Source organism: Streptomyces sp. NBC_00090 (assembly GCF_045160815.1).
In the GTDB taxonomy this organism is placed as follows: domain Bacteria; phylum Actinomycetota; class Actinomycetes; order Streptomycetales; family Streptomycetaceae; genus Streptomyces.
Genome location: NZ_CP108224.1, coordinates 5,743,336 through 5,765,582 on the forward strand (window position 1 = coordinate 5,743,336; position 22,247 = coordinate 5,765,582).

Genomic DNA, 22,247 nt, shown 5'->3' on the forward strand with positions numbered 1-22,247 from the left:
CCAGGACCGGATCAGGCCTTGAGGGCGGCCAGCCGGGCCTCGATCTCCGCGCTGTCGCAGAGCGCGTCCAACTGCTCGAACTGGGCGTCCAACGAGGAGGCGGCGAGCTCCTGCTTGCCCATCGCCTTCGCCTCCTCCCGGCGCACCTTGTCCTCGAAGCGGCTCAGCTCGCTGGTCGGGTCGAGGACGTCGATGCCCTTCACCGCGTCCATCATCGTGTTCTGCGCCTGCGCCGACTTGGCGCGGGCGACCAGCTCGTCGCGCTTCGCCCGGAGCTCGCCGAGCTTGGCCTTCATCTGGTCGAGGCCGGTCCTGAGCTTGTCCACCACCTCGGTCTGCGCGGCGATCGTCGGCTCCGCCGTCCGCGCCTCCTTCTCCGACTGGAGCTGGCGGCTCAGCGCCACCTTCGCGAGGTTGTCGAACCGGTCCGCCTCCGCCGCCTGTCCGCCGGCCCGCAGCTCGTCCGCCTTCCGGCTGGCGGCCAGCGCCTTGCCGCCCCACTCCTTCGCCGCTGCCACGTCCTCCTGGTGGTCCTGCTCCATCAACCGGAGGTTGCCGATCGTCGCGGCCACCGCCTCCTCCGCCTCCGAGATGTTGCTCGAGTAGTCGCGGATCAGCTGGTCCAGCATCTTCTGCGGATCCTCCGCCTGGTCCAGCAGTGCGTTGATGTTGGCCTTCGCCAGCTGGGTGACCCGGCCGAGAACGGTCTGCTTGCTCATGGCTCTTCTCCTTGAGAGGGACAGAAAGGGGAAGACGGAACGCTCCGTCCTCAGAACCGGCCGCCGCCGCCCCGCCGGCCGCGCGTGCCGCTGCCGCCGAAGCTGCCTGGCCCGCCGCCGAAGCCTCCGCCCCCGAACCCCCCGCCGCCCCCACCGGAACCTCCACCGAACCCCCCATGTCCGCCTCCCCTTCCCCCGCCGAACAGTCCGCCGAGGATGATGCCGCCGAGCACGGCCCCGCCGAGCCCGCCGCCACCACTTCCTCCCACCCCTGTTACACCGCCCAGGCCGTTCGGGTTCCCATACGTCCGGACGTCCTGCTCGGCGAGGTCCTGGGCGCGCCGGGCGAGCGCGTCCGCCTGCTGGGCCTCCGCGAGGGCGGCCTGCGGGTCCTCGGCGGCGGCGAGCGAACCCGCCTTCTCCCAGCGGCGCTGGGCCTCGGCCAGCCGCGTACGGGCCTCACTGCCCACCGCGCCCCGGTGGGTGGTGACGTAGTCCGCGGCCGCGCCGATCGCCGAACGGGCCGTCAGCATCGCCTGATCGAGGAGCGCGCGGGCGCGCCGAGTGCCCGACTCGCGCTCCCGTGCGCCCTCCAGGGCCTCGTCGAGCGCCGAGTCGGCCTCCTCCACCCGCCGCAGTGCGTCGAGCGGGTCGTACCGTCCTGCCTCCACCCCGCGCCGCACCTCGGCGACGACGGACTCGGCACGGGCGATCCGGCCCTGGAGGTCGGCCGTGGAGACTCCTTCGGCCGTCCCCTTCAACAGGCCCCGGGCGTCCGCGAGGTCCGCGTCCGTCTCGGAGAGCGCGCCCGGCAGCTTGCCCACCGCCTCGGCCAGCTCCAGCGCCCGCCGGTCCACGGCCTCGACGAGCCGGGCCGTCTGGTCGACGGCGCCCTCGGCCGCCCGGATGTGCACGGCGGCCGCGCCGTTCTCCCCGGCGTCGATCTGCTGGCGGGCCTCGTTGATGTGGGTCGTCGCGAACACCAGCCGGTCCTTCGCCTGCTCGATGTCGCCCGCGATGGGGGAGGCGGCCGATTCCGCGTACCGCTCGCGCATCGCGGTCAGCGCCGCCTCGGCCAGCCCCATGCGTCCGGTCTGCTCGCGGAAGGCGGTCTCGACCGAGGCCAGCGCCTCGGGAGCGGTCCGCTCCAGGGCCCGGAGCCGGTCGAAGTCCTCGCTCTCGGCGTCGAGGCGGGCGTTCGCGTCGGCGCAGCGGCGGAGGATCTCGTCAAGCATGGTCCGGCGGGCCGAGTCGTCCTCGGGAAAGGAGTCGTCGAGCTTCTGCCGTACCCGGAACGAGGCCGTCAGCTGCTCCTTGGCGAAGGCCACCGCTTCGGTGAAGGGCCGCACGGCCTCCTCGCCGAACTGGGCGGACGCGAAGCCGAGCTCCTCCTGGCTGGTGCGGACGGCGTCGTCGGTGGCCACCAGCGTCTGCCCGGCCTGCCCGTCGAGCTCGTCCAGGGACGGCGGTACGGGCTCCTTCGGCGCGCCCCAGCCCTGCCCGCCCTGCGGGGTGGTGCGGGTCTCGGTCCGCCTGCGCCGTTTGGTGTACGCGTAGGCCGCCACGGCGCCCGCGCCGCCGACCAGCACCAACGGCAGGACCAGGTCGGACGCCGAGGTGCCGTCGTCGGCGGACGTGCCGGGGTCGGCGGGGCCGGGGGTGATCGACGGCGCCGGGACGGGCAGGCCGGCGAGGACGGCGGAGTAGCCGTTCGCCGCGCCGATGGCGGCACCCGCCCAGTCGTTCTGCCGCAGCGCCGGTTCGATCGCGGTCTGGGCCACCTCGTCGAGCTGCTCCTGGGTGAAGCGGGAGGCCGGGTCGGCGGAGTAGCCGTACCGGCGGTCGTGGGTGGCGACGGCGAGCAGGAGGTCGTCGAGTCCGAGGCCGTTGCGCTCCGCGGTGGCGTCGGCCCAGCTCTGCGCGGATCGCCCGGAGAAGTCCCGTACGTAGACGACGAAGAGCTGTATCCGCCGGTCGTCGTAGAGCTCGTCGAGGGCCTGGGCGACCGAGGTACGGCGGTCGCCGAGGGCTCCGACCCGGTCGGTGATCTGACCCTCCCGGGACAGGACGACGGGGTCGTCGGCGTGGGCACCGTGAACGGCGGGCACGATGAGCCACCACGCCGCCACCAGTACCGCGAGAAGGGTTCGGGTGGCTATTCGCGTCACAGATTGGAGGCTATGTCCGGGTATGCGGCTTCGCGACCGGACCGAGGCCGTCCGGAAACCGTTCGAGGCCGCTCGGCGTCCCTGTCGGTGGCCGCCTCTACGGTGGCACCAGTGGCAGGACGGCTTTTGGGGGGCTCGGGTGAACGGACGGTTGAGAGGCATGTGGCGGCGGGGGCGCTGGTTCGTCCTCGGGCTGGTGCTGGCGCTCGTCGTCCCCCTGTTCGCCGGAGCGGTCGCCCTGCGCCTCAACTACACGGGCGACGTCAGGGAGGACGCGCGGACCCGGGGCAAGGACGCCGTCTGGCTCGGACACGCCTGGGTCGACGGCCGGAAGAAGGACGCCGACCTCGCGGCGTTCGCGGCCCGGATCAAGGGCACCGGGATACGCGACCTGTACGTCCACGCCGGGCCGCTGCGGCACGACGGCACCCTGCCGGCGGCCAAGTACCCCCGCGCGAAGTGGCTGATCGACGCCGTCCACCGGACGATGCCGGGGATCCGGGTGCAGGCCTGGCTGGGCGACGTCCTCGCCACCGAGGGGCCCGACGGGCTGCGTCTGGACAAGGCCGAATCCCGGGCGGCCGTGGTCACCTCGGCCCGGCAGATCCTGGACGCCGGCTTCGACGGGGTCCACTTCGACCTGGAGCCGCTGCTCTCCGACGACACGAACTACCTGTCGCTCCTCGACGACCTCGGGGAGCTGACCCGGTCCCGGAAGGTGCCGCTCTCGGTCGCCGCCCACCAGATCGACCCGGTGCCGGCCGCGCACACGGTGAACGGCGCGCTCAGCGGCAGCGAGAAGTGGTGGTCGCAGGAGTTCTTCGGGCAGGTGGCCCGGCGCGTCGACCAGATCGCCGTCATGTCGTACGACACCTGGATGCCGCTGGAGGGCATGTACGGCGGCTACGTCGCCCAGCAGACGAGCCTCGCCCTCGAAGTGACGCCCGAGACCACCGACCTGCTGATGGGGCTCCCCTTCTTCCACGAGGACGACCTCGGCCACCACGAGAACGCGGAGACCGTGGCCGCCGCGGTCCGCGGCACGAGGCTCGGCCTCGGGCGCACGGACCACGACCGCGAGCGGTTCGGAGTGGCGCTGTACGTCGACTTCGCCGCGGAGGAGGGGGACTGGGCGGCCTACCGCGAGGGCTGGCACTGAGTCCGGACCGGCGGCGTCCGGATCGGCCCGGCGCCGGCCGTGCCCCCGCATGCGAGGGCCTTCCCGCCGAGGTGGAGGATGAGGCGTGGCGGCCCGACGCGCCGCCACGCCGAGGGGAGTACGCCATGACCAGTCGCCTGCTGATGCCCGTCAGGACCGCTGTCAGGACCGCCGGCGGGGGCGCCGGCCCCGTGCCGTCGTGGGAGGCCGCCGGGTCCACCCGCCCCACGCCGATCCTGGACCTGGAGCACCCGCGGGTCGCCGCGTTCGCGGCGGGGGTCCTGCGGGAGGCGGACGAGCGGGGCGCGGCGACGGAGCGCGCCCGTCTCCAGGTGGCCCACGGGATCATCGCCTCGACGGTCCGGCCGGTCTACTCCGTCGAGGACCGGCGCCGCGTGTCGCGGACGCTGCGGCTCGGCCGCGGCTCGTGCAGCCAGCGCATGGCGGTCCTGGAGGCGGTGGCCCGGACGCTCGACGTGCCCACCCGGGTGCGGGGCCTGCTGGTCGACGGCGCCTTCTGGTACCCGCGCTTCCCGAGGCTGCGCCCGTTCGTGCCCGAGGAGGTCCTGCTGGCCTGGCCGGAGTTCCTGCTCGACGGCGCCTGGGTGCCGGTGGCGGAACTCTTCGGCGTCAGCGGCGAGCGTACGGACGGAAGCGCGGACGGCTTCACCAACTCCGGTCCGGAGACGCTCTTCGAGGCCGTGGCCCGGACCTCGGTGGACTGGGACGCGCCGGCCGCGTGCGCGGGCTCCGCCGCCCCCTGCGACCTCTCCGCCCACCTCCGTACGGACCTCGGCCGCTTCGACTCGCGCGACGAGCTGTTCACCCGCCACGGCCAGACGCTGTGCCGCCCCGCGCGCACCCTCGCCGAGCCGGTCCTCGGCCGGTGGAGCGCGGGAGCGGCACCCCTGACGTCCGAACCGCCGACGTCCGAACCGCCGACGTCCGAACCCCCGACGTCCGCTACGCCTTCCGCCGCCTGATGGTGTTCCCGAGCCACACCAGCGGGTCGTACTTCCGGTCCACGACCCGCTCCTTCAGCGGGATCAGCGCGTTGTCGGTGATCCGGATGGACTCCGGGCACACCTCCGTACAGCACTTGGTGATGTTGCAGTAGCCGAGCCCGTGCTGCTCCTGCGCGCTCCTCCGCCGGTCGGTCCCGGTCTCCTCCGCCGCGTCCAGCGGGTGCATGTCGAGCTCCGCGATCCGCATGAGGAAGCGGGGCCCGGCGAAGGCCTCCTTGTTCTCCTCGTGGTCGCGCACCACATGGCAGGTGTCCTGGCACAGGAAGCACTCGATGCACTTCCTGAACTCCTGCGAGCGGTCCACGTCCTCCTGCCGCATCCGGTACTCGCCGGGGCCGAGCCCGGGCGGCGGGACGAAGGCCGGGATCTCCCGGGCCTTCGCGTAGTTGAAGGAGACGTCCGTGACCAGGTCGCGGACGATCGGGAAGGCGCGCATCGGGGTCACGGTGATGACCTCGTCCCGCGCGAAGACCGACATCCGGGTCATGCAGAGCAGTCGCGGCCGTCCGTTGATCTCGGCCGAGCAGGAACCGCACTTGCCCGCCTTGCAGTTCCAGCGCACCGCGAGGTCAGGCGTCTGGGTGGCCTGGAGGCGGTGGACGACGTCGAGGACGACCTCCCCGTCGTGCACCTCGACCGTGTAGTCGGTCAGCTCGCCGCCGTCGGTGTCGCCCCGCCACACCCGGAACCGCGCGTCGTACGTACTCATCGGCCCAGCTCCCCTTCCAGCTCGCCGTCGGCGAGGTACTTCGCCAGCTCCTCCTGCGCGAAGAGGGCGAGGAGGTCCGGACGGATGGGCTCGGTGCGGACCCGTTCGAGCCCGATGCCGTCGCCCTCGACACGGCACAGCAGGTTCACCGGCCGCCACTCCCGCACCATCGCCGGGTGGTCCTCCCGGGTGTGCCCGCCCCGGGACTCGGTCCTTTCCAGGGCGGACCGGGCCACGCACTCGCCGACCAGCAGCATGTTCCGCAGGTCGAGGGCGAGGTGCCAGCCCGGATTGAACTGCCGGTGCCCCTCGACCGTGACCCGGCGGGCCCGCTCCCGCAGGGCGGCGATCCGCTCCAGGGCCTCGGCCATCTCGCCCTCCCGCCGGATGATCCCGACGAGGTCGTTCATCGTCTGCTGGAGCTCCTGGTGGAGCGTGTACGGGTTCTCCGGAGGCCCCGCCGCCCCTGAGGACCCGGGCGCGAACGGCGCCAGCGCCTCCGCCGCCGCGGCCTCGACGTCGGCTGCCAGGACCCCGGAGCCCGCCCCGGACACCGCGTACTGCGCCGCGTACAGCCCGGCCCGCCGGCCGAAGACGAGCAGGTCGGAGAGCGAGTTGCCGCCGAGCCGGTTCGAGCCGTGCATGCCGCCCGCCACCTCGCCGGCCGCGAAGAGCCCGGGCACGCCGACCGTCGCCGCCGTCTCGGAGTCGACGGCGACGCCGCCCATCACGTAGTGGCAGGTCGGCCCGACCTCCATCGCCTCCGCCGTGATGTCGACGTCGGCCAGCTCCTTGAACTGGTGGTACATCGAGGGGAGCCGCCGCCGGATCGTCTCCGCCGGCATCCGGGTCGACACGTCGAGGAACACCCCGCCGTGCGGGGAGCCGCGCCCCGCCTTCACCTCGGCGTTGATGGCCCGCGCCACCTCGTCGCGGGGCAGCAGCTCGGGTGGGCGCCGGTTGTGCTCGGGGTCCTCGTACCAGCGGTCGCCCTCCTCCTCCGTCTGCGCGTACTTCTCCTTGAAGACGTCGGGGACGTAGTCGAACATGAACCGCTTGCCCTCGGAGTTCCGCAGCACCCCGCCGTCGCCGCGTACGGACTCGGTGACGAGGATCCCCTTCACCGAGGGAGGCCAGACCATCCCGGTCGGGTGGAACTGCACGAACTCCATGTTCACCAGCGGCGCCCCCGCGAGCAGGGCCAGCGCCTGCCCGTCGCCCGTGTACTCCCACGAGTTCGAGGTCACCTTGAAGGACTTGCCGATGCCGCCGGTCGCGAGGACGACCGAGGGCGCCTCAAGGACGTGGAAACGGCCGCTCTCGCGCTCGTAGCAGAAGACCCCGGCGACCTGGCCGTTCGCGCCCCGGAGGATCCGGGTGACGGTGAACTCCTGGAAGACCTTCAGCCGCGCCTCGTGGTCGCCCGTCTCGCGGTGGTCCTCCTGCTGGAGGCCGACGATCCTCTGCTGGAGCGTGCGGATGAGTTCGAGGCCGGTCCGGTCGCCGACGTGCGCGAGCCGGGGGTACTCGTGGCCGCCGAAGTTGCGCTGGGAGATCCGGCCGTCGGGGGTCCGGTCGAAGAGAGCGCCCCAGGTCTCCAGCTCCCAGACCCGCTCGGGAGCCTCCTGGGCGTGCAGCTCGGCCATCCGCCACTGGTTGAGGAACTTCCCGCCGCGCATGGTGTCGCGGAAGTGCGTCTTCCAGTCGTCGTGCTCGTTGGCGTTGGCCATGGAGGCGGCGATTCCGCCCTCGGCCATGACGGTGTGGGCCTTGCCGAAGAGGGACTTGCAGATCACGGCGGTACGGGCGCCCTGCCGGCGCGCCTCGATCGCGGCCCGCAGCCCGGCCCCGCCGGCACCGACCACGACCACGTCCCACTGCTGTCGCTCCACCACTGCCATGTCAGGAAAACCTCACGTCGGGAAACCTCACGTCGGAGAAGCTCACGTCGGAGACGCTCACGTCAGAAGAACCTCGGGTCGTCGAAGGTGCCGGTCGCGAGCAGGTACACGTACAGGTCGCAGACGGCGACGCTGATCAGCGAGGCCCAGGCGAGCTGCATGTGGCGCCGGTTCAGCCGCCCCGTCCAGGTCCACAGCCGGTAGCGGACGGGGTGCTTCGAGAAGTGCCGCAGCCGGCCGCCGACGATGTGCCGGCAGGAGTGGCAGGAGACGGTGTACGCCCAGATGAGGACGATGTTCACGAGGAAGACGAGCGTCCCGAGCCCCGCGTGCCCCCAGGCGTACGAGGCGTCGCGGAAGGTCAGCACGGTGTCGTACGTGAGGATTCCGGCGACCGGCAGCGCCGCGTAGAAGAAGTACCGGTGGATGTTCTGCAGGATGAGCGGGAAGCGGGTCTCGCCCGTGTACGTGCGGTGGGGTTCGGCGACCGCGCAGGCCGGGGGCGAGGCCCAGAAGCCCCGGTAGTACGCCTTGCGGTAGTAGTAACAGGTCAGCCGGAAGCCGAGCGGGAAGATCAGGATCAGCAGGGCGGGGGAGAGGCCCCACCAGCTGCCGAAGAGCTCCCAGTTCGGTCCGCCCTCCATGGGGACGCAGTTCGACGCCAGACAGGGCGAGTAGAACGGCGAGACGTAGGGCGCGGCGTAGTAGTCGGCGGCGGCGAACGCCCGCCAGGTCGAGTACGCCACGAAGGCGAGCAGACCGACCGCGGTGGCGGCCGGCGAGAGCCACCAGCGGTCGGTGCGCAGATGGTGGGCGGCGATGGCGGCGCGCCCCGGGGAGCGCACCCCCGTCGCGGATCTTTGGCCCGTCGGGGGTTCTGTACCTGTGGCCAACAGGGCCTCCTGCGGTCGGCTCCTACGGTCGGCTGCCGCCCTGGCCACCGGTCATGGCGCGTGGCGGTCGCGTGCTCCCAGTCCCTCGTCGTCCGAGTCCGTCCACAACCCGCTGTCGTACGGGGTGTCGGGGATGGTCACCAGGCCTTCGGCGCCCAGGCTCTCGGCGCGGCCCGCGGTCGGCGTCGGGGGCGTGCCCCGCTCCGCGGCGATACCGCGCTCCAGCTGTCCGACCGTGCGGACCAGGTCTTCGAGGCAGCGCTTGACGGCTGCCAGATCGTCCTGAACGGACATGGTTGCCCTCACTTCCGCGAGTGACTTCCGTGAGCGACTTCCGGTGAGCGACTCCGGAGAGTGTCGCGCGTCACATACCGCTTGGGAAGTCGTACGTACGGGATTCCGCCGGGATTCCACTCGTCCGGAGCGCTCCGCCCCCGGCGGTTGGGCCGCACGAGTGGGGTTTGCCGGACGTGCCGCCGTGTCGCCGTGGCCGGATCCGCTCCGTCCTTTTCAGTGTATGAGCAATAGGTCTGATCATCTCCAAATGGCATAAATCTGGACGAAGGGGTACAAGTCATGTCCCAGTTCGGCGCCCCTCGCGGGAGGACATGCTCCATGAGCCCCCGCTCCCGCACGCTCCGCTCCGTCGCCACCCTCACCAGCGCGGTCCTCGCCGTCACCGTGCTCGCCGGCTGCAGCTCCGACGACGGAGGCGAGGCCCAGGCCGCCGCGCAGGACAACGCGCCCGCCTCGCGCGAGCAGGTGGCCGACGGCGGCACCCTGCGCTGGGCCGTCGACGCGCTGCCCACCACCCTCAACAGCTTCCAGGCCGACGCCGACGGCGCCACCTCCCGCATCGCCGGGGCGGTGCTCCCCTCCCTCTACACGATCGACGAGCGGGGCAGACCGCGGCTGAACCCGGACTACCTGGAGTCCGCGCGGGTCGTCGAGACGGAGCCCAAGCAGGTCGTCCTCTACAAGCTCCACCAGCAGGCGGTGTGGAGCGACGGGCGCGAGATCGGGGCCCCCGACTTCGTCGCCCAGTGGCGGGCGCTGAGCGGCCGCGACACCGCCTACTGGACCGCCCGGAACTCCGGCTACGAGCGGATCGAGAAGATCGAGCGGGGCAAGAACGACCTGGAGGTGCGGGTCACCTTCGCCAAGCCCTACGCCGACTGGCAGTCCCTCTTCACCCCGCTCTACCCGAAGCAGGTGATGGGGTCCCCGAACGCCTTCAACGACGGGGCGCGCACCACCCTGAAGGCCACTGCAGGACCGTTCCTGCTGAAGTCGATCGACCGGAAGAGCGGTGATGTCACCCTCGCCCGCAACCCCCGCTGGTGGGGGCAGGCCGCCAAGCTCGACAGCCTCGTCCTCAAGGCCGTCCCGCGGGCCGACCGCGCCACAGCCCTCGCCGCGGGCAAGCTCGACCTGGCCGAGATCGACCGCTCCACGGCCGAGCGGATCGAGCGCGCGCTCCGGGACGCCCGCGCCGGCCGGAACGGCGCGCAGGCGGCCCTCGCCCACGGCCCCGGCTCGGCGATCACCCCCTCCAAGGCGTTGAAGTCCTGGTCCCTCGCCCACGGCTCCGACGGGGAGAAGTCGAAGGAGGTCCAGGCCGCCCGGAAGAAGAACCACGACGCCATCGTCCGGTACGCGACCCAGCAGAACACCCTCGCCGGCTTCGTGGTCCGCAAGTCCCTGGAGCCCGCCTACACCCAGCTCTCGCTGAACGGCGAGTCCGGCGCGCTCGCCGACGAGCGGGTACGGCGGGCGGTGGCCCGCGCCATCAACCGCCAGGAACTGGCCGAATCCGTACTCAAGCCGCTCGGCCTCCCGGCGACGCCCCCCGGCAGCCACCTGGCCCTCGCCGGTCAGGCCGCCTACGCGGACAGCAGCGACGCGCTGGGCGACCAGGACACCAAGGAGGCGCGGGCGCTCCTCGCCGACGCGGGCTGGGTCCCGGGCGGGGCGCTCCGGAAGCCGGCCGGCACGAAGGACGGCACCGAGGCCGGCAGCGAGGCGGAGAAGGAGAAGAAGAAGACCGGCGAGAAGGCCGAGGGCTCCGGCGACGCCAAGAAGAAGGCGGGCGACACCGCCTCCGACAAGAAGGCGGCCGACACCGCCTCCGACGAGGGCCTCTACATCGTCGGCGACGACAAGCCGGGTGACCGCAGGAACGTTCCCGCTCCCGTCATCGGCGCCGGCGGCCCCGAGAACGGCACCAACATCCTCGCCCCGGCAGCAGCCGCCGCCGGCCAGCGGGCCGCGCTCCTCGCCCGGGCCGAGGCACTCGACACCGGCACGGGCGCCGGGCCCCGGGCCGCCAAGCCGGTCGCCAAGCCGGACCGGGGCGTGGCCGGGGCCTATGCCCCGCTCGGCACCGCGGCCCCGGTGACCGCGCCCGACGCCGCGCTGGCCCTCGGCAAGGACGGCAAGCCGCTCAGCCTCCGCTTCGTCCTGCCCTCCGGACCCGGCTCCGAGTCGCTCCGGGCGGTGGGCGACCGGATCGTCCGGATGCTCGACGCCGTGGGGATCAGTACGCAGGTCACCAAGGTCTCCGACGACAGCTTCTTCAAGGACCACGTCGCCGCGGGCGACTACGACCTGGCCCTCTACTCCTGGCCTGCCTCCGCCTTCCCGGCGACCGACGCCCGGCCGATCTTCGCCAAGCCCGAGCCCGCCTCGGACGGCTCGCTCCTGGTCGAGCAGAACTACTCGCGGGTCGGCACCGACCGCATCGACCAGCTCTTCGACCAGGCGGCGGGGACGCTCGACGAGGAGGAGGCCCGCGAGCTCGTCCGCCAGGCCGACGCCCGGATCTGGGCCGCGGCCGGTTCCATCCCCCTCTACCAGCGTCCTCAGCTCGTCGCCGCCAAGGCCGACATCGTGAACGCGGGGGCCTGGGGCCTCGGCGCCCCCCGCTACCAGGACATCGGCTTCAAGAAGCCCGAATCCTCCAAGGGAGCAGAGCGAAACCGCTGAAAGCTCCAAAGCCGCCGAAACCGCAGGTCACAACCTCAGAAGCAGCTCAAGTTCCTTGCCCGCCGGTGATCCCGGCGGGCAGGATCGCGTCGGCCGCTTGACCCGGCCGTCCACTGTCACATCGCAGTCGCACCGCCGGCACCACATCGCAGTCGCACCGCCGGCACCACACCGATGCACCACGGCCGACCCACGGCTGCCCCACGGCCGACCCAGGCTGATCCACGGCTGACCCGCGGCCGACCCACCACGGCTGATCCACGGCCGACCCAAGGCTGACCCACGGCCGACCCACGGCCGACCCGGGCCGACCCACGACCGATCCACGTCGACGCACCGCCGATCCACGGCCGACCCACAGGCCGCCCAGCACCCCCCGATGCACGCCCGAACCCCTCAGTAAAACCTCTCGGATCCCGGGCGGGGAAGCCCCTTGCGCGGCAGCCCCGTACCATAGGACATAGCCGTGGCGCGTCCGCCCGGCGGGCGTACGAGGAACTGACGCCGCATCCCACGATCCGAGAGAAGCGCAAGCACCCATGCCCACGCGCCACGACATCCGTAACGTCGCCATCGTCGCCCACGTCGACCATGGCAAGACGACCATCGTCGACGCCATGCTCAAGCAGGCCGGTGCCTTCGCCGCCCACCAGCAGCTCGACGACCGCATGATGGACTCGAACGACCTGGAACGTGAGAAGGGCATCACGATCCTCGCCAAGAACACGGCGGTGAAGTATCACCCCAAGGACGGCGGGGCCCCGATCACGATCAACATCATCGACACCCCGGGCCACGCCGACTTCGGTGGCGAGGTCGAGCGCGGTCTGTCGATGGTGGACGCGGTCGTCCTCCTCGTGGACGCCTCCGAGGGCCCGCTCCCGCAGACCCGCTTCGTGCTGCGCAAGGCCCTCCAGCAGCGCCTGCCCGTCATCCTCTGCATCAACAAGACGGACCGTCCGGACTCCCGGATCGACGAGGTCGTCAACGAGACCTACGACCTCTTCCTGGACCTCGACGCCGACGAGGACCAGATCGAGTTCCCGATCGTCTACGCCTGCGGCCGTGACGGCATCGCCTCGCTGACCAAGCCGGAGAACGGCACCGTTCCCGCGGACAGCGACAGCCTGGAGCCGTTCTTCTCCACCATCCTGGAGCACGTCCCGGCCCCGTCGTACGACGAGGAGGCCCCGCTCCAGGCCCACGTCACCAACCTGGACGCCGACAACTTCCTCGGCCGCATCGCGCTGCTCCGCGTCGAGCAGGGCGAGCTGCGCAAGGGCCAGACGGTCGCGTGGATCAAGCGGGACGGCACGATCTCCAACGTCCGCATCACCGAGCTGATGATGACCGAGGCGCTCACCCGCAAGCCCGCCGAGGTCGCCGGCCCCGGTGACATCTGCGCCGTCGCCGGTATCCCCGACATCATGATCGGCGAGACCCTGGCCGACCCGGAGAACCCGATCGCGCTTCCGCTGATCACGGTCGACCAGCCGGCCATCTCCATGACCATCGGTACCAACACCTCGCCGCTCGTCGGCCGCGGTGGCACGGGCAAGGGCGCGGACGCCAAGTCCGCGGTCAAGCAGCGCAAGGTCACCGCCCGCCAGGTCAAGGACCGTCTGGACCGCGAGCTGATCGGTAACGTCTCGCTCCGCGTCCTCGACACCGAGCGTCCCGACGCCTGGGAGGTCCAGGGCCGTGGTGAGCTCGCGCTCGCCATCCTGGTCGAGCAGATGCGCCGCGAGGGCTTCGAGCTCACCATCGGCAAGCCGCAGGTCGTCACCAAGGAGGTCGACGGCAAGACCCACGAGCCCGTCGAGCGCCTCACGGTCGACGTGCCCGAGGAGCACATGGGCGCCGTCACCCAGCTCATGGGTGTCCGCAAGGGCCGTATGGACAACATGTCGAACCACGGCTCCGGCTGGGTCCGCATGGAGTTCGTCGTTCCGTCCCGTGGCCTCATCGGCTTCCGTACGGAGTTCCTCACCAACACCCGCGGTACGGGCATCGCCCACTCGATCCACGAGGGCCACGAGCCGTGGTTCGGCACGCTGACGACCCGCAACAACGGTTCGCTGGTCGCCGACCGCGCCGGCGCCGTCACCGCCTTCGCGATGACGAACCTCCAGGAGCGCGGTGTCCTGTTCACCGACCCCGGCACCGAGGTGTACGAGGGCATGATCGTCGGCGAGAACTCCCGCTCCGACGACATGGACGTGAACATCACCAAGGAGAAGAAGCTCACCAACATGCGCTCCGCCTCCGCCGACTCCTTCGAGGCGATCGTCCCGCCGCGCAAGCTGTCGCTCGAGCAGTCGCTGGAGTTCTGCCGCGACGACGAGTGCGTCGAGGTCACCCCGGAGGCCGTGCGTATCCGCAAGGTCATCCTGGACCAGAACGCGCGCGGCCGTGCGTCTTCCCGCGCCAAGAACGGCTGAGCAAGGCCGCATACGTCCGAGGGCGGCGGGGTAGATCATCGACCTGTGATCTTCGCCGCTCTCGACTGACATAGCGTCAGCACCGGAGCCCGGACCCCCACAGACTTGTGTGGGGATCCGGGCTTTTCGTCAAGTTCCGTCAACTTCATTTCGAAGGTCGAGTGTCCGCATATCGGCCATCGCTCTCCGGTACGTGTGTTAACGGTCCGTTTCGGGGGTGTCTGTCTGTGCTCAGTTTGTCCGTATTTCGGTATCCGGGGCCTTGGTGATGTTGTCAAAACGAGACCACTTAAGTGTGGTTTACAGCCCGGGCGTACTTAATAGTTGGCGTCATTGAGCTCGGGTCAATGGGTCACGCACTGTGGGGAGTGCCGACTCACGAGCACACTCGGGGTACTTGAGTGCAACGCCGTCAGGGGTGTCGGCGAATCTCGAAGTGCCCCTCTTGTAGTGACAAAGTGGACTCATGAGGAGGAACCCATGCGCGGTGCCAAGAGCGCCAAGTGGGTAACGGGCGCGATCATCGTCGCCCTGGCTGCGACCGCCTGTGGCGGGGGTAAGGGCGACGATGCCGGCAACGGCAAGGGCGCTGTTGACCCGAACGGAATTTTCTCTGTCGAGCTGGGCGAGCCTGAGAAGCCCCTGCTCACCGGTGACACGATGGAGTCCAACGGCTCCGCCGTCATGGCCGGCCTGTTCTCGACCCTGGTCGACTACAAGGCTGACGGCTCGCTGGAGATGATCAACGCCGAGTCGGTCACCACGACGGACTCGAAGACGTGGACGGTCAAGCTCAAGCCGGGCTGGACCTTCCACGACGGCACCCCGGTGACCTCGAAGTCCTACGTGGACGCGTGGAACTGGAACGCCAGCCTGAAGAACGCCCAGGGCCTCGCGTCCTGGTTCGCGGACATCAAGGGCTACGACAAGGTGCACCCGGACGCCGAGGGTGCCAAGCAGACCGCCGACAAGCTCGAGGGTCTGTCGGTCGTCGACGAGACCACCTTCAAGATCGAGCTCTCGAAGGCCGTCCCGTACTTCGGTCACAAGCTGGCCTACATCGTCTTCGCGCCGATGGCCGAGTCCTTCTACAAGGACCCGACCGCGGGCGGCCAGAAGCCGGTCGGCAACGGTCCCTACAAGTTCAAGAGCTGGGACCACAAGAAGAAGATCGAGATCACTCGATTCGACGGCTACAAGGGCCCGAACAAGGCGAAGAACGGCGGTGTGGTCTTCAAGAACTACACCACCCTCGAGGCCGCGTACGAGGACCTGAAGTCCGGCAACGTCGACGTCCTGCGTCAGATCGCGCCGAAGGACCTCCCGGTCTACCGCCAGGACCTCGGCGACCGCGCCGTGGACCAGGCGTACTCCGCGGTCCAGACGCTGGCCGTCGCCTTCTACTCCGACCAGTGGAAGAAGCCGAAGCAGGTCGACCCGCGCGTCATCCAGGGTCTGTCGATGGCGATCGACCGTGCCACCATCACCAAGACGGTGCTGCAGGGTACGCGTGAGCCCGCGACCGGCTGGGTCGCCAAGGGTGTCCTGGGCTTCCAGGAGGACGGTGGCGCCGGCGTCACCAAGTTCGACCCGGCGAAGGCCAAGGAGCTCATCAAGGCCGGCGGCGGCGTCCCCGGCAACAAGATCTCCATCCAGTTCAACGCCGACGGTGGCCACAAGGAGTGGGTGGACGCTGTCTGCAACTCCATCACCCAGGCCACGACCGTCCAGTGCGTCGGCGACGGCAAGCCGGACTTCCAGGCCGACCTGACCGCTCGTAAGACCAAGCAGGTCAAGTCGCTCTACCGCTCCGGCTGGGTGCTCGACTACCCGGTGAACGCCAACTTCATCTCCGACCTGTTCCGTACGGGTGCGGCCGGCAACCAGGGCGACTTCTCCAACAAGGAGCTGGACGCCAAGATCGCCAAGGCCGACTCCGCGGCGACGCTCGACGAGTCCGTGAAGCAGTTCCAGGCCATCGAGAAGGACCTGGTCAACTACATGCCGTCGATCCCGCTCTGGTACTACAAGGTCAACGCGGGCTACTCCGAGAAGGTTTCGGGCGTGGCTTACGGCCAGGACGGCGACCCGATCCTGACCGGCGTCGAGGTCAAGAAGTAATCACCCAAGCGTAGTCCGCACGCCGTCTCGGGACTGACGGATCGTCAGTCCCGTCTCGGTGCCTTACGCAGCGGCTGGGGGGCCCTTCCACGACATCACCATGCCCGAAACCGGGTATGGCGTCGGGGGAGGGCCCGTCGGTTGCCGCTGTCACATCTCAACGGAGGCATGATGGGGCGTTATGTCGCACGACGACTGCTCCAGATGATCCCGGTATTCATCGGGACGACCCTGCTGATCTTCCTCATGGTGCGCAGCCTGCCCGGTGACCCCGTGCTGGCGATGTTCGGCGACAAGGGCGCCGACCCGGCGACCCTCGCCGCGAAGCGCCATGAGCTGGGCCTCGACCGGCCCCAGTGGGTGCAGTACGTCACATATATGTGGGACATGATCTGGCACCAGGACTTCGGTACCCAGATCCGTAACGGACGCCCAGTCACGGAAGTGCTCGGCGACGCGTTCCCCATCACGCTCCAGCTGGCGGCCCTCGCGTTCGCCATCGAGCTGATCTTCGGCATCGGCCTGGGCATCATCGGCGGTCTGCGCGCCGGCCGTATGGCCGACAACGCGATCCTGATCTTCACCCTGCTGATCATCTCGATCCCGGTCTTCGTTCTCGGCTACATCATCAAGATGGTGTTCGCCTTCAACCTGGGGTGGATCGCACCGAACGTCAGTACCGAGCCGGTCCTGAGCGAGATGATCGCTCCGGCCATTGTGCTCGGCGGTCTCTCCCTCGCCTATGTGGCGCGACTCACCCGTACGTCCATGGCGGAGAACCTGCGCGCCGACTACATGCGTACGGCCGTCGCCAAGGGCCTGCCGCGGCGCCGTGTCATCGGCGTCCACCTGATGCGCAACTCGATGATCCCCGTGGTCACCTTCCTCGGCACCGACATCGGCGCCCTCATGGGCGGCGCGGTCGTCACCGAGGCGATCTTCAACATCAAGGGAATCGGCGGCGTCATCGCCGAGTCGATCTCCCGGCGCGAAGGTTCGACCCTGGTGGGCCTCGTCACCATCCTGGTGATCGTCTACCTCGTCACCAGCCTGCTCATCGACCTGCTGTACGCGGTCCTGGACCCGAGGATCCGGTATGCCTGACGTGACCAAGACCGCCACCGCAGTCGAGGACGCCGTCGCCACCCCCTCGGTGGACGCGTCCGCTCCGGCGGCCAAGGCGGAGAAGGCCCGCAGCCTCTGGGGCGATGCCTGGGCCGACCTGCGCCGCAACCCCTACTTCATCGTCTCCTCGGTGCTGATCGCGCTGCTGCTGCTGATCTCGGCGTGGCCGACCCTCTTCACCAGCGCGTCCCCGACCGTCGGTGACCTGGTCCACCACTTCCTGAGCAAGCCCGAGCTGGGCAACATCGGCTCGCCCGAGTGGCTGGGCTACGACCAGCAGGGCCGATCCGTCTACGCCCGACTGATCCACGGCACCCGCGCGTCGATCATCGTCGGCGTCTGCGTCACCGCGATCGTCACCCTCGTCGGCGGCGTCATGGGCATGATCTCCGGCTACTTCGGTGGCTGGGTCGACGCGGTCCTGTCCCGCCTGACCGACGTCTTCTTCGGCATCCCGTTCCTGCTCGGCGCCATGGTCGTCCTGCAGGCCTTCGTCGAGCGGACCGTCTGGGTCGTCGTCTTCGCCCTCGCGTTCCTCGGCTGGACCCAGATCACCCGCGTCATGCGCGGTGCCGTGATCACGGTCAAGCAGGCCGACTACGTCCACGCGGCCAAGGCCCTCGGCGCCGGCACGACCCGGATCCTCTTCCGGCACATCCTGCCCAACGCCATGGCCCCCGTGATCGTCGTCGCGACCATCGCGCTCGGCGGTTACATCTCGGCCGAGGCCACCCTGTCGTTCCTCGGCCTGGGCCTCGCCGCCCCGACCGTCTCGTGGGGTGTCGACATCTCCGCGGGTGTCGCCCAGATCCGAGTGGCCCCGCACGTCCTGCTCTGGCCCTCGATCATGCTGAGCCTCACTGTTCTGGCGTTCATCATGCTCGGCGAAGCCGTCCGCAACGCCCTCGACCCCAAGCTGCGCTGAGGAGGGCGTAAAAGATGAGCATCATCGACAACACCGCGACTGTCCCCGCGCCGCGCGGGGGAGCCGACCACAACGGTCCGCTGCTCGAAGTCCGCGACCTGCACGTCGAGTTCCACACCCGTGACGGTGTGGCCAAGGCGGTCAACGGAGTCAACTACTCGGTGAACGCCGGCGAGACCCTCGCCGTCCTCGGCGAGTCCGGCTCCGGCAAGTCCGTGACCGCGCAGGCCATCATGGGCATCCTCGACATGCCGCCGGGCAAGATCCCGCAGGGCGAGATCCTGTTCCGCGGCGAGGACATGCTGAAGATGTCCGAGGAGGAGCGGCGGAAGATCCGCGGCCGGAAGATCGCGATGATCTTCCAGGACGCGCTGTCCTCCCTCAACCCGGTCCTCTCCGTCGGCTACCAGCTCGGCGAGATGTTCCGGGTGCACCAGGGCCTGTCCAAGAAGGACGCCCAGGTCAAGGCCATCGAGCTGATGGACAAGGTCAAGATCCCCGCCGCCAGGGCGCGGGTCTCGGACTACCCCCACCAGTTCTCCGGCGGTATGCGCCAGCGCATCATGATCGCCATGGCGCTCGCCCTGGAGCCGGACCTGATCATCGCCGACGAGCCCACCACGGCTCTCGACGTGACCGTCCAGGCCCAGGTCATGGACCTCCTCGCGGAGCTCCAGCAGGAATACAACATGGGTCTGATCCTGATCACCCACGACCTCGGCGTCGTCGCCGACGTCGCGGACAAGATCGCCGTGATGTACGCGGGCCGGATCGTCGAGCAGGCCCCGGTGCACGAGCTGTACGGGCGCCCCGCGCACCCGTACACCCGGGGTCTCCTGGACTCGATCCCGCGCCTGGACCAGAAGGGCCAGGAGCTCTACGCGATCAAGGGCCTCCCGCCGAACCTGCTCCGCGTGCCCACCGGCTGCGCCTTCAACCCGCGCTGCCCCAAGGCCGACGACATCTGCCGTACGGAGATCCCGGCCCTGGCGCCGGTCACCGAGCAGGACGGCTCGGATCTCCCGGGCCGTAAGAGCGCCTGCCACTTCTGGAAGGAGACGATCCATGGCTGACCTCAGCAAGAACGACGAGGCCGTGGCCGCCGCCCTCGACGCCCCTGTGGGCCGTGGCGAGCCGATCCTCCAGGTGCGCAACCTGCAGAAGCACTTCCCGCTGACGCAGGGCATCCTGTTCAAGAAGCAGGTCGGCGCGGTCAAGGCCGTGGACGGGGTCTCCTTCGACCTCTACCAGGGCGAGACCCTCGGCATCGTGGGCGAGTCCGGCTGTGGCAAGTCCACGGTCGCCAAGCTCCTGATGAACCTGGAGCGGGCCACCGCCGGCGAGGTCTTCTACAAGGGCCAGGACATCACCAGGCTGTCCGGGCGCGCGCTGAAGGCCGTCCGCCGCAACATCCAGATGGTGTTCCAGGACCCGTACACGTCGCTCAACCCGCGTATGACGGTCGGCGACATCATCGGTGAGCCGTACGACATCCACCCCGAGGTGGCCCCGAAGGGCGACCGGCGCCGCAAGGTGCAGGAGCTCCTCGACGTCGTCGGTCTGAACCCCGAGTACATCAACCGGTACCCGCACCAGTTCTCCGGCGGTCAGCGCCAGCGCATCGGCATCGCCCGAGGCCTCGCGCTCAACCCGGAGATCATCATCTGCGACGAGCCGGTCTCGGCCCTGGACGTCTCCGTCCAGGCGCAGGTCATCAACCTGATGGAGAAGCTCCAGGACGAGTTCAACCTCTCCTACCTCTTCATCGCGCACGACCTGTCGATCGTCCGGCACATCTCGGACCGCGTCGGCGTCATGTACCTCGGCAAGATGGCCGAGATCGGTACGGACGAGGAGATCTACGAGCACCCGACGCACCCGTACACGCAGGCGCTGCTCTCCGCGGTGCCCGTGCCGGACCCGCAGGCCCGCGCCCACCGCGAGCGGATCATCCTCACCGGTGACGTCCCCTCGCCGGCGAACCCGCCGTCGGGCTGCAGCTTCCGCACCCGTTGCTGGAAGGCGCAGGAGAAGTGCTCCCAGGAGACTCCGCTCCTCGCGATCCCGCAGCGCTTCCAGGGTGTGGACACCCCGGCCGCGCACTTCTCGGCGTGCCACTTCGCCGAGGAGAAGCAGGTCGTCCCGGTGACACTGACGCACTGACGTACTGACGCGCCGAAGTATGAGGCGCACGGCACGACGAGGGGCGCCCCGGTCCGTACTGGACCGGGGCGCCCTTCGGCGTACGGTGCCGTCGGCGCTCGACACCCCTGGAGGGCCTCCCATGCGTCCCGGCTGCCCCAGGGCGACCGTCCGGGTGCTCTAAAAGTGCATACCCGTCAATATCGAGTGATATTGGGGCCTAAGTCAGAGTTAGGCACATATGGGAGGCACTCCATGCGCGGAGCCACGCACGCCAAGTGGGCCGCACTGGCCATCGCCGTAGCCCTCACGGCGACGGCCTGTGGCGGCGGCGACGACAGCGGCGGCGGCGGAGGGGCCGACGGCATCGTGACCTCCTCGTGGGGCGACCCGCAGAACCCACTGGAGCCGGCCAACACCAACGAGGTCCAGGGCGGCAAGGTCCTGTCCATGATCTTCCGCGGCCTCAAGCAGTACGACCCGAAGACCGGCGAGGCCAAGGACATGCTCGCCGAGAGCATCGTGACCACCGACTCGACCAACTTCACCATCACGGTCAAGGACGGCTGGACCTTCTCCAACGGGGAGAAGGTGACGGCCAAGTCCTTCGTCGACGCGTGGAACTACGGCGCCCACCTGAAGAACAATCAGAAGAACGCCTACTTCTTCGGCCAGATCGAGGGCTACGACCAGGTCCACCCCGAGGAGGGCGAGCCCACCGCCGAGACCATGTCCGGCCTCAAGGTGACCGGTGGCCAGACCTTCACGGTCAAGCTCACCCAGAAGTTCTCCACCTGGCCCATCACCCTCGGCTACGCGGCCTTCTCTCCGCTCCCCCAGGCCTTTTACGACGACCACGCCGCCTGGCTCTCGAAGCCCGTCGGCAACGGCCCCTACACCGTCGACTCCTACACCAAGGGCTCCGAGATGGCCCTCAAGCGGTGGGACGCCTACCCCGGCACCGACAAGGCCCAGAACGGCGGCGTGACCCTCAAGGTCTACACCGACAACAACACCGCCTACACCGACCTGACGGCCGGAAACCTCGACCTCGTCGACGACGTCCCCGCGGCCCAGCTCAAGAACGTCCAAGCCGACCTCGGCGACCGGTACATCAACGTCCCCGCCGGCATCATCCAGACCCTGTCGTTCCCGTTCTACGACCCCGCCTGGAACAAGCCGGGTCAGGAGAAGCTCCGCACCGGTCTCTCCATGGCGATCGACCGCAACCAGATCACCGAGACGATCTTCCAGAAGACCCGGACCCCGGCCGTCGACTGGACCTCCCCGGTCCTCGGCGAGGACGGCGGCTTCAAGAACATCTGCGGCGACGCCTGCACGTACAACCCCACCGAGGCGAAGAAGCTGGTCGCCGAGGGCGGCGGCATCCCCGGCGGCACCATGAAGATCTCGTACAACGCCGACACCGGCTCCCACAAGGAGTGGGTGGACGCCGTCTGCAACTCCATCAACCGGGCCCTCGGCAACGACCAGGCCTGCGTCGGCAACCCCGTCGGCACCTTCGCCGACTACCGCAACCAGGTCACCACGCAGAAGCTCAACGGCCCCTTCCGCGCCGGCTGGCAGATGGACTACCCGCTGATCCAGAACTTCCTCCAGCCGCTGTACTACACCAACGCCTCGTCCAACGACGGCAAGTACACCGACCCCGAGTTCGACAAGCTGGTCAACCAGGCCAACGCCGAGACCGACACCGCGAAGGCCGTCGGACTCTTCCAGCAGGCCGAGGAAGTCCTCCGCGACGACATGGGCGCCATCCCGCTCTGGTACCAGAACGGCAGCGCCGGCTACTCGGAGAGCGTCAGCAACGTGTCGCTGAACCCCTTCAGCGTCCCGGTCTACGACCAGATCAAGGTCAACTGACGTCGTAGCAGGTCGGCGGCGTACGGCCCGGCCCGCGGATCCCCGCGCCG

The 22,247-nt window shown here is 69.7% G+C and carries 16 protein-coding genes; 10 read left to right on the forward strand and 6 right to left on the reverse strand.

Annotated elements, in window-relative coordinates; translation table 11 throughout:
• Positions 1-11 precede the first annotated feature (11 nt).
• Positions 12-719: a PspA/IM30 family protein gene (locus OG361_RS25905; RefSeq protein ID WP_405857233.1), complete on the reverse strand. Its 708-nt coding sequence runs from the start codon at positions 717-719 to the stop codon at positions 12-14.
• Between the two features lie 50 nt (positions 720-769).
• Positions 770-2,887: a TPM domain-containing protein gene (locus tag OG361_RS25910; protein WP_405857235.1), complete on the reverse strand. Its 2,118-nt coding sequence runs from the start codon at positions 2,885-2,887 to the stop codon at positions 770-772.
• A gap of 160 nt (positions 2,888-3,047) precedes the next feature.
• On the opposite strand from OG361_RS25910, the gene OG361_RS25915 reads away from it, so the two are divergent.
• Complete coding sequence (locus OG361_RS25915; protein ID WP_405857237.1) at positions 3,048-4,046, forward strand: hypothetical protein; 999 nt, start codon at positions 3,048-3,050, stop codon at positions 4,044-4,046.
• A 125-nt stretch (positions 4,047-4,171) separates the two neighbouring features.
• Positions 4,172-5,029, forward strand: coding sequence for a transglutaminase domain-containing protein (locus OG361_RS25920; RefSeq protein WP_405857239.1), 858 nt, complete (start codon positions 4,172-4,174; stop codon positions 5,027-5,029).
• Here the strand turns inward: OG361_RS25920 and OG361_RS25925 are convergent.
• From OG361_RS25925 to OG361_RS25940, 4 genes are all read right to left on the reverse strand, one after another.
• Entirely contained in the window at positions 5,010-5,780 is a 771-nt protein-coding gene (locus OG361_RS25925; RefSeq protein WP_405857241.1) for a succinate dehydrogenase/fumarate reductase iron-sulfur subunit, read from the reverse strand. The genes OG361_RS25920 and OG361_RS25925 overlap by 20 nt on opposite strands.
• Positions 5,777-7,681, reverse strand: coding sequence for a fumarate reductase/succinate dehydrogenase flavoprotein subunit (locus OG361_RS25930; protein WP_405857243.1), 1,905 nt, complete (start codon positions 7,679-7,681; stop codon positions 5,777-5,779). Before OG361_RS25930 ends, OG361_RS25925 begins: the two co-directional genes overlap by 4 nt.
• A 62-nt stretch (positions 7,682-7,743) precedes the next feature.
• On the reverse strand, positions 7,744-8,574 hold the full coding sequence (locus OG361_RS25935; protein ID WP_405857245.1) for a hypothetical protein: 831 nt from the start codon (positions 8,572-8,574) through the stop codon (positions 7,744-7,746).
• A 51-nt stretch (positions 8,575-8,625) separates the two neighbouring features.
• Positions 8,626-8,868, reverse strand: a complete 243-nt coding sequence (locus OG361_RS25940) for a hypothetical protein (RefSeq protein WP_405857247.1) — start codon at positions 8,866-8,868, stop codon at positions 8,626-8,628.
• Between the two features lie 282 nt (positions 8,869-9,150).
• Between OG361_RS25940 and OG361_RS25945 the strand changes: the two genes are divergently transcribed.
• The 8 genes from OG361_RS25945 (at position 9,151) to OG361_RS25980 (ending at position 22,197) form a co-directional block, all read left to right on the forward strand.
• Positions 9,151-11,559, forward strand: a complete 2,409-nt coding sequence (locus OG361_RS25945) for an ABC transporter family substrate-binding protein (RefSeq protein ID WP_405857249.1) — start codon at positions 9,151-9,153, stop codon at positions 11,557-11,559.
• Between the two features lie 539 nt (positions 11,560-12,098).
• Positions 12,099-14,000, forward strand: a complete 1,902-nt coding sequence (typA, locus tag OG361_RS25950; protein WP_405857251.1) for a translational GTPase TypA — start codon at positions 12,099-12,101, stop codon at positions 13,998-14,000.
• Between the two features lie 480 nt (positions 14,001-14,480).
• Positions 14,481-16,121: an ABC transporter substrate-binding protein gene (locus OG361_RS25955; RefSeq protein WP_405857253.1), complete on the forward strand. Its 1,641-nt coding sequence runs from the start codon at positions 14,481-14,483 to the stop codon at positions 16,119-16,121.
• 171 nt (positions 16,122-16,292) lie between these two features.
• Positions 16,293-17,225: an ABC transporter permease gene (locus tag OG361_RS25960; protein WP_405862441.1), complete on the forward strand. Its 933-nt coding sequence runs from the start codon at positions 16,293-16,295 to the stop codon at positions 17,223-17,225.
• The gene (locus tag OG361_RS25965) at positions 17,218-18,171 is read left to right on the forward strand and encodes an ABC transporter permease (RefSeq protein WP_405857255.1); all 954 of its coding nucleotides are present in this window, start codon (positions 17,218-17,220) and stop codon (positions 18,169-18,171) included. The genes OG361_RS25960 and OG361_RS25965 overlap by 8 nt, the downstream gene beginning before the upstream one ends.
• Positions 18,172-18,185: 14 nt before the next feature.
• Positions 18,186-19,244 carry an ABC transporter ATP-binding protein gene (locus tag OG361_RS25970; RefSeq protein WP_384558295.1) on the forward strand — a complete coding sequence of 353 codons (1,059 nt, stop codon included), beginning with the start codon at positions 18,186-18,188 and terminating at the stop codon, positions 19,242-19,244.
• The gene (locus tag OG361_RS25975; RefSeq protein ID WP_384558298.1) at positions 19,237-20,334 is read left to right on the forward strand and encodes an ABC transporter ATP-binding protein; all 1,098 of its coding nucleotides are present in this window, start codon (positions 19,237-19,239) and stop codon (positions 20,332-20,334) included. The genes OG361_RS25970 and OG361_RS25975 overlap by 8 nt, the downstream gene beginning before the upstream one ends.
• Positions 20,335-20,568: 234 nt before the next feature.
• Positions 20,569-22,197 (forward strand): ABC transporter substrate-binding protein, encoded by a 1,629-nt coding sequence (locus OG361_RS25980; protein ID WP_405857257.1) that lies wholly within the window; start codon positions 20,569-20,571, stop codon positions 22,195-22,197.
• Positions 22,198-22,247 lie beyond the last annotated feature (50 nt).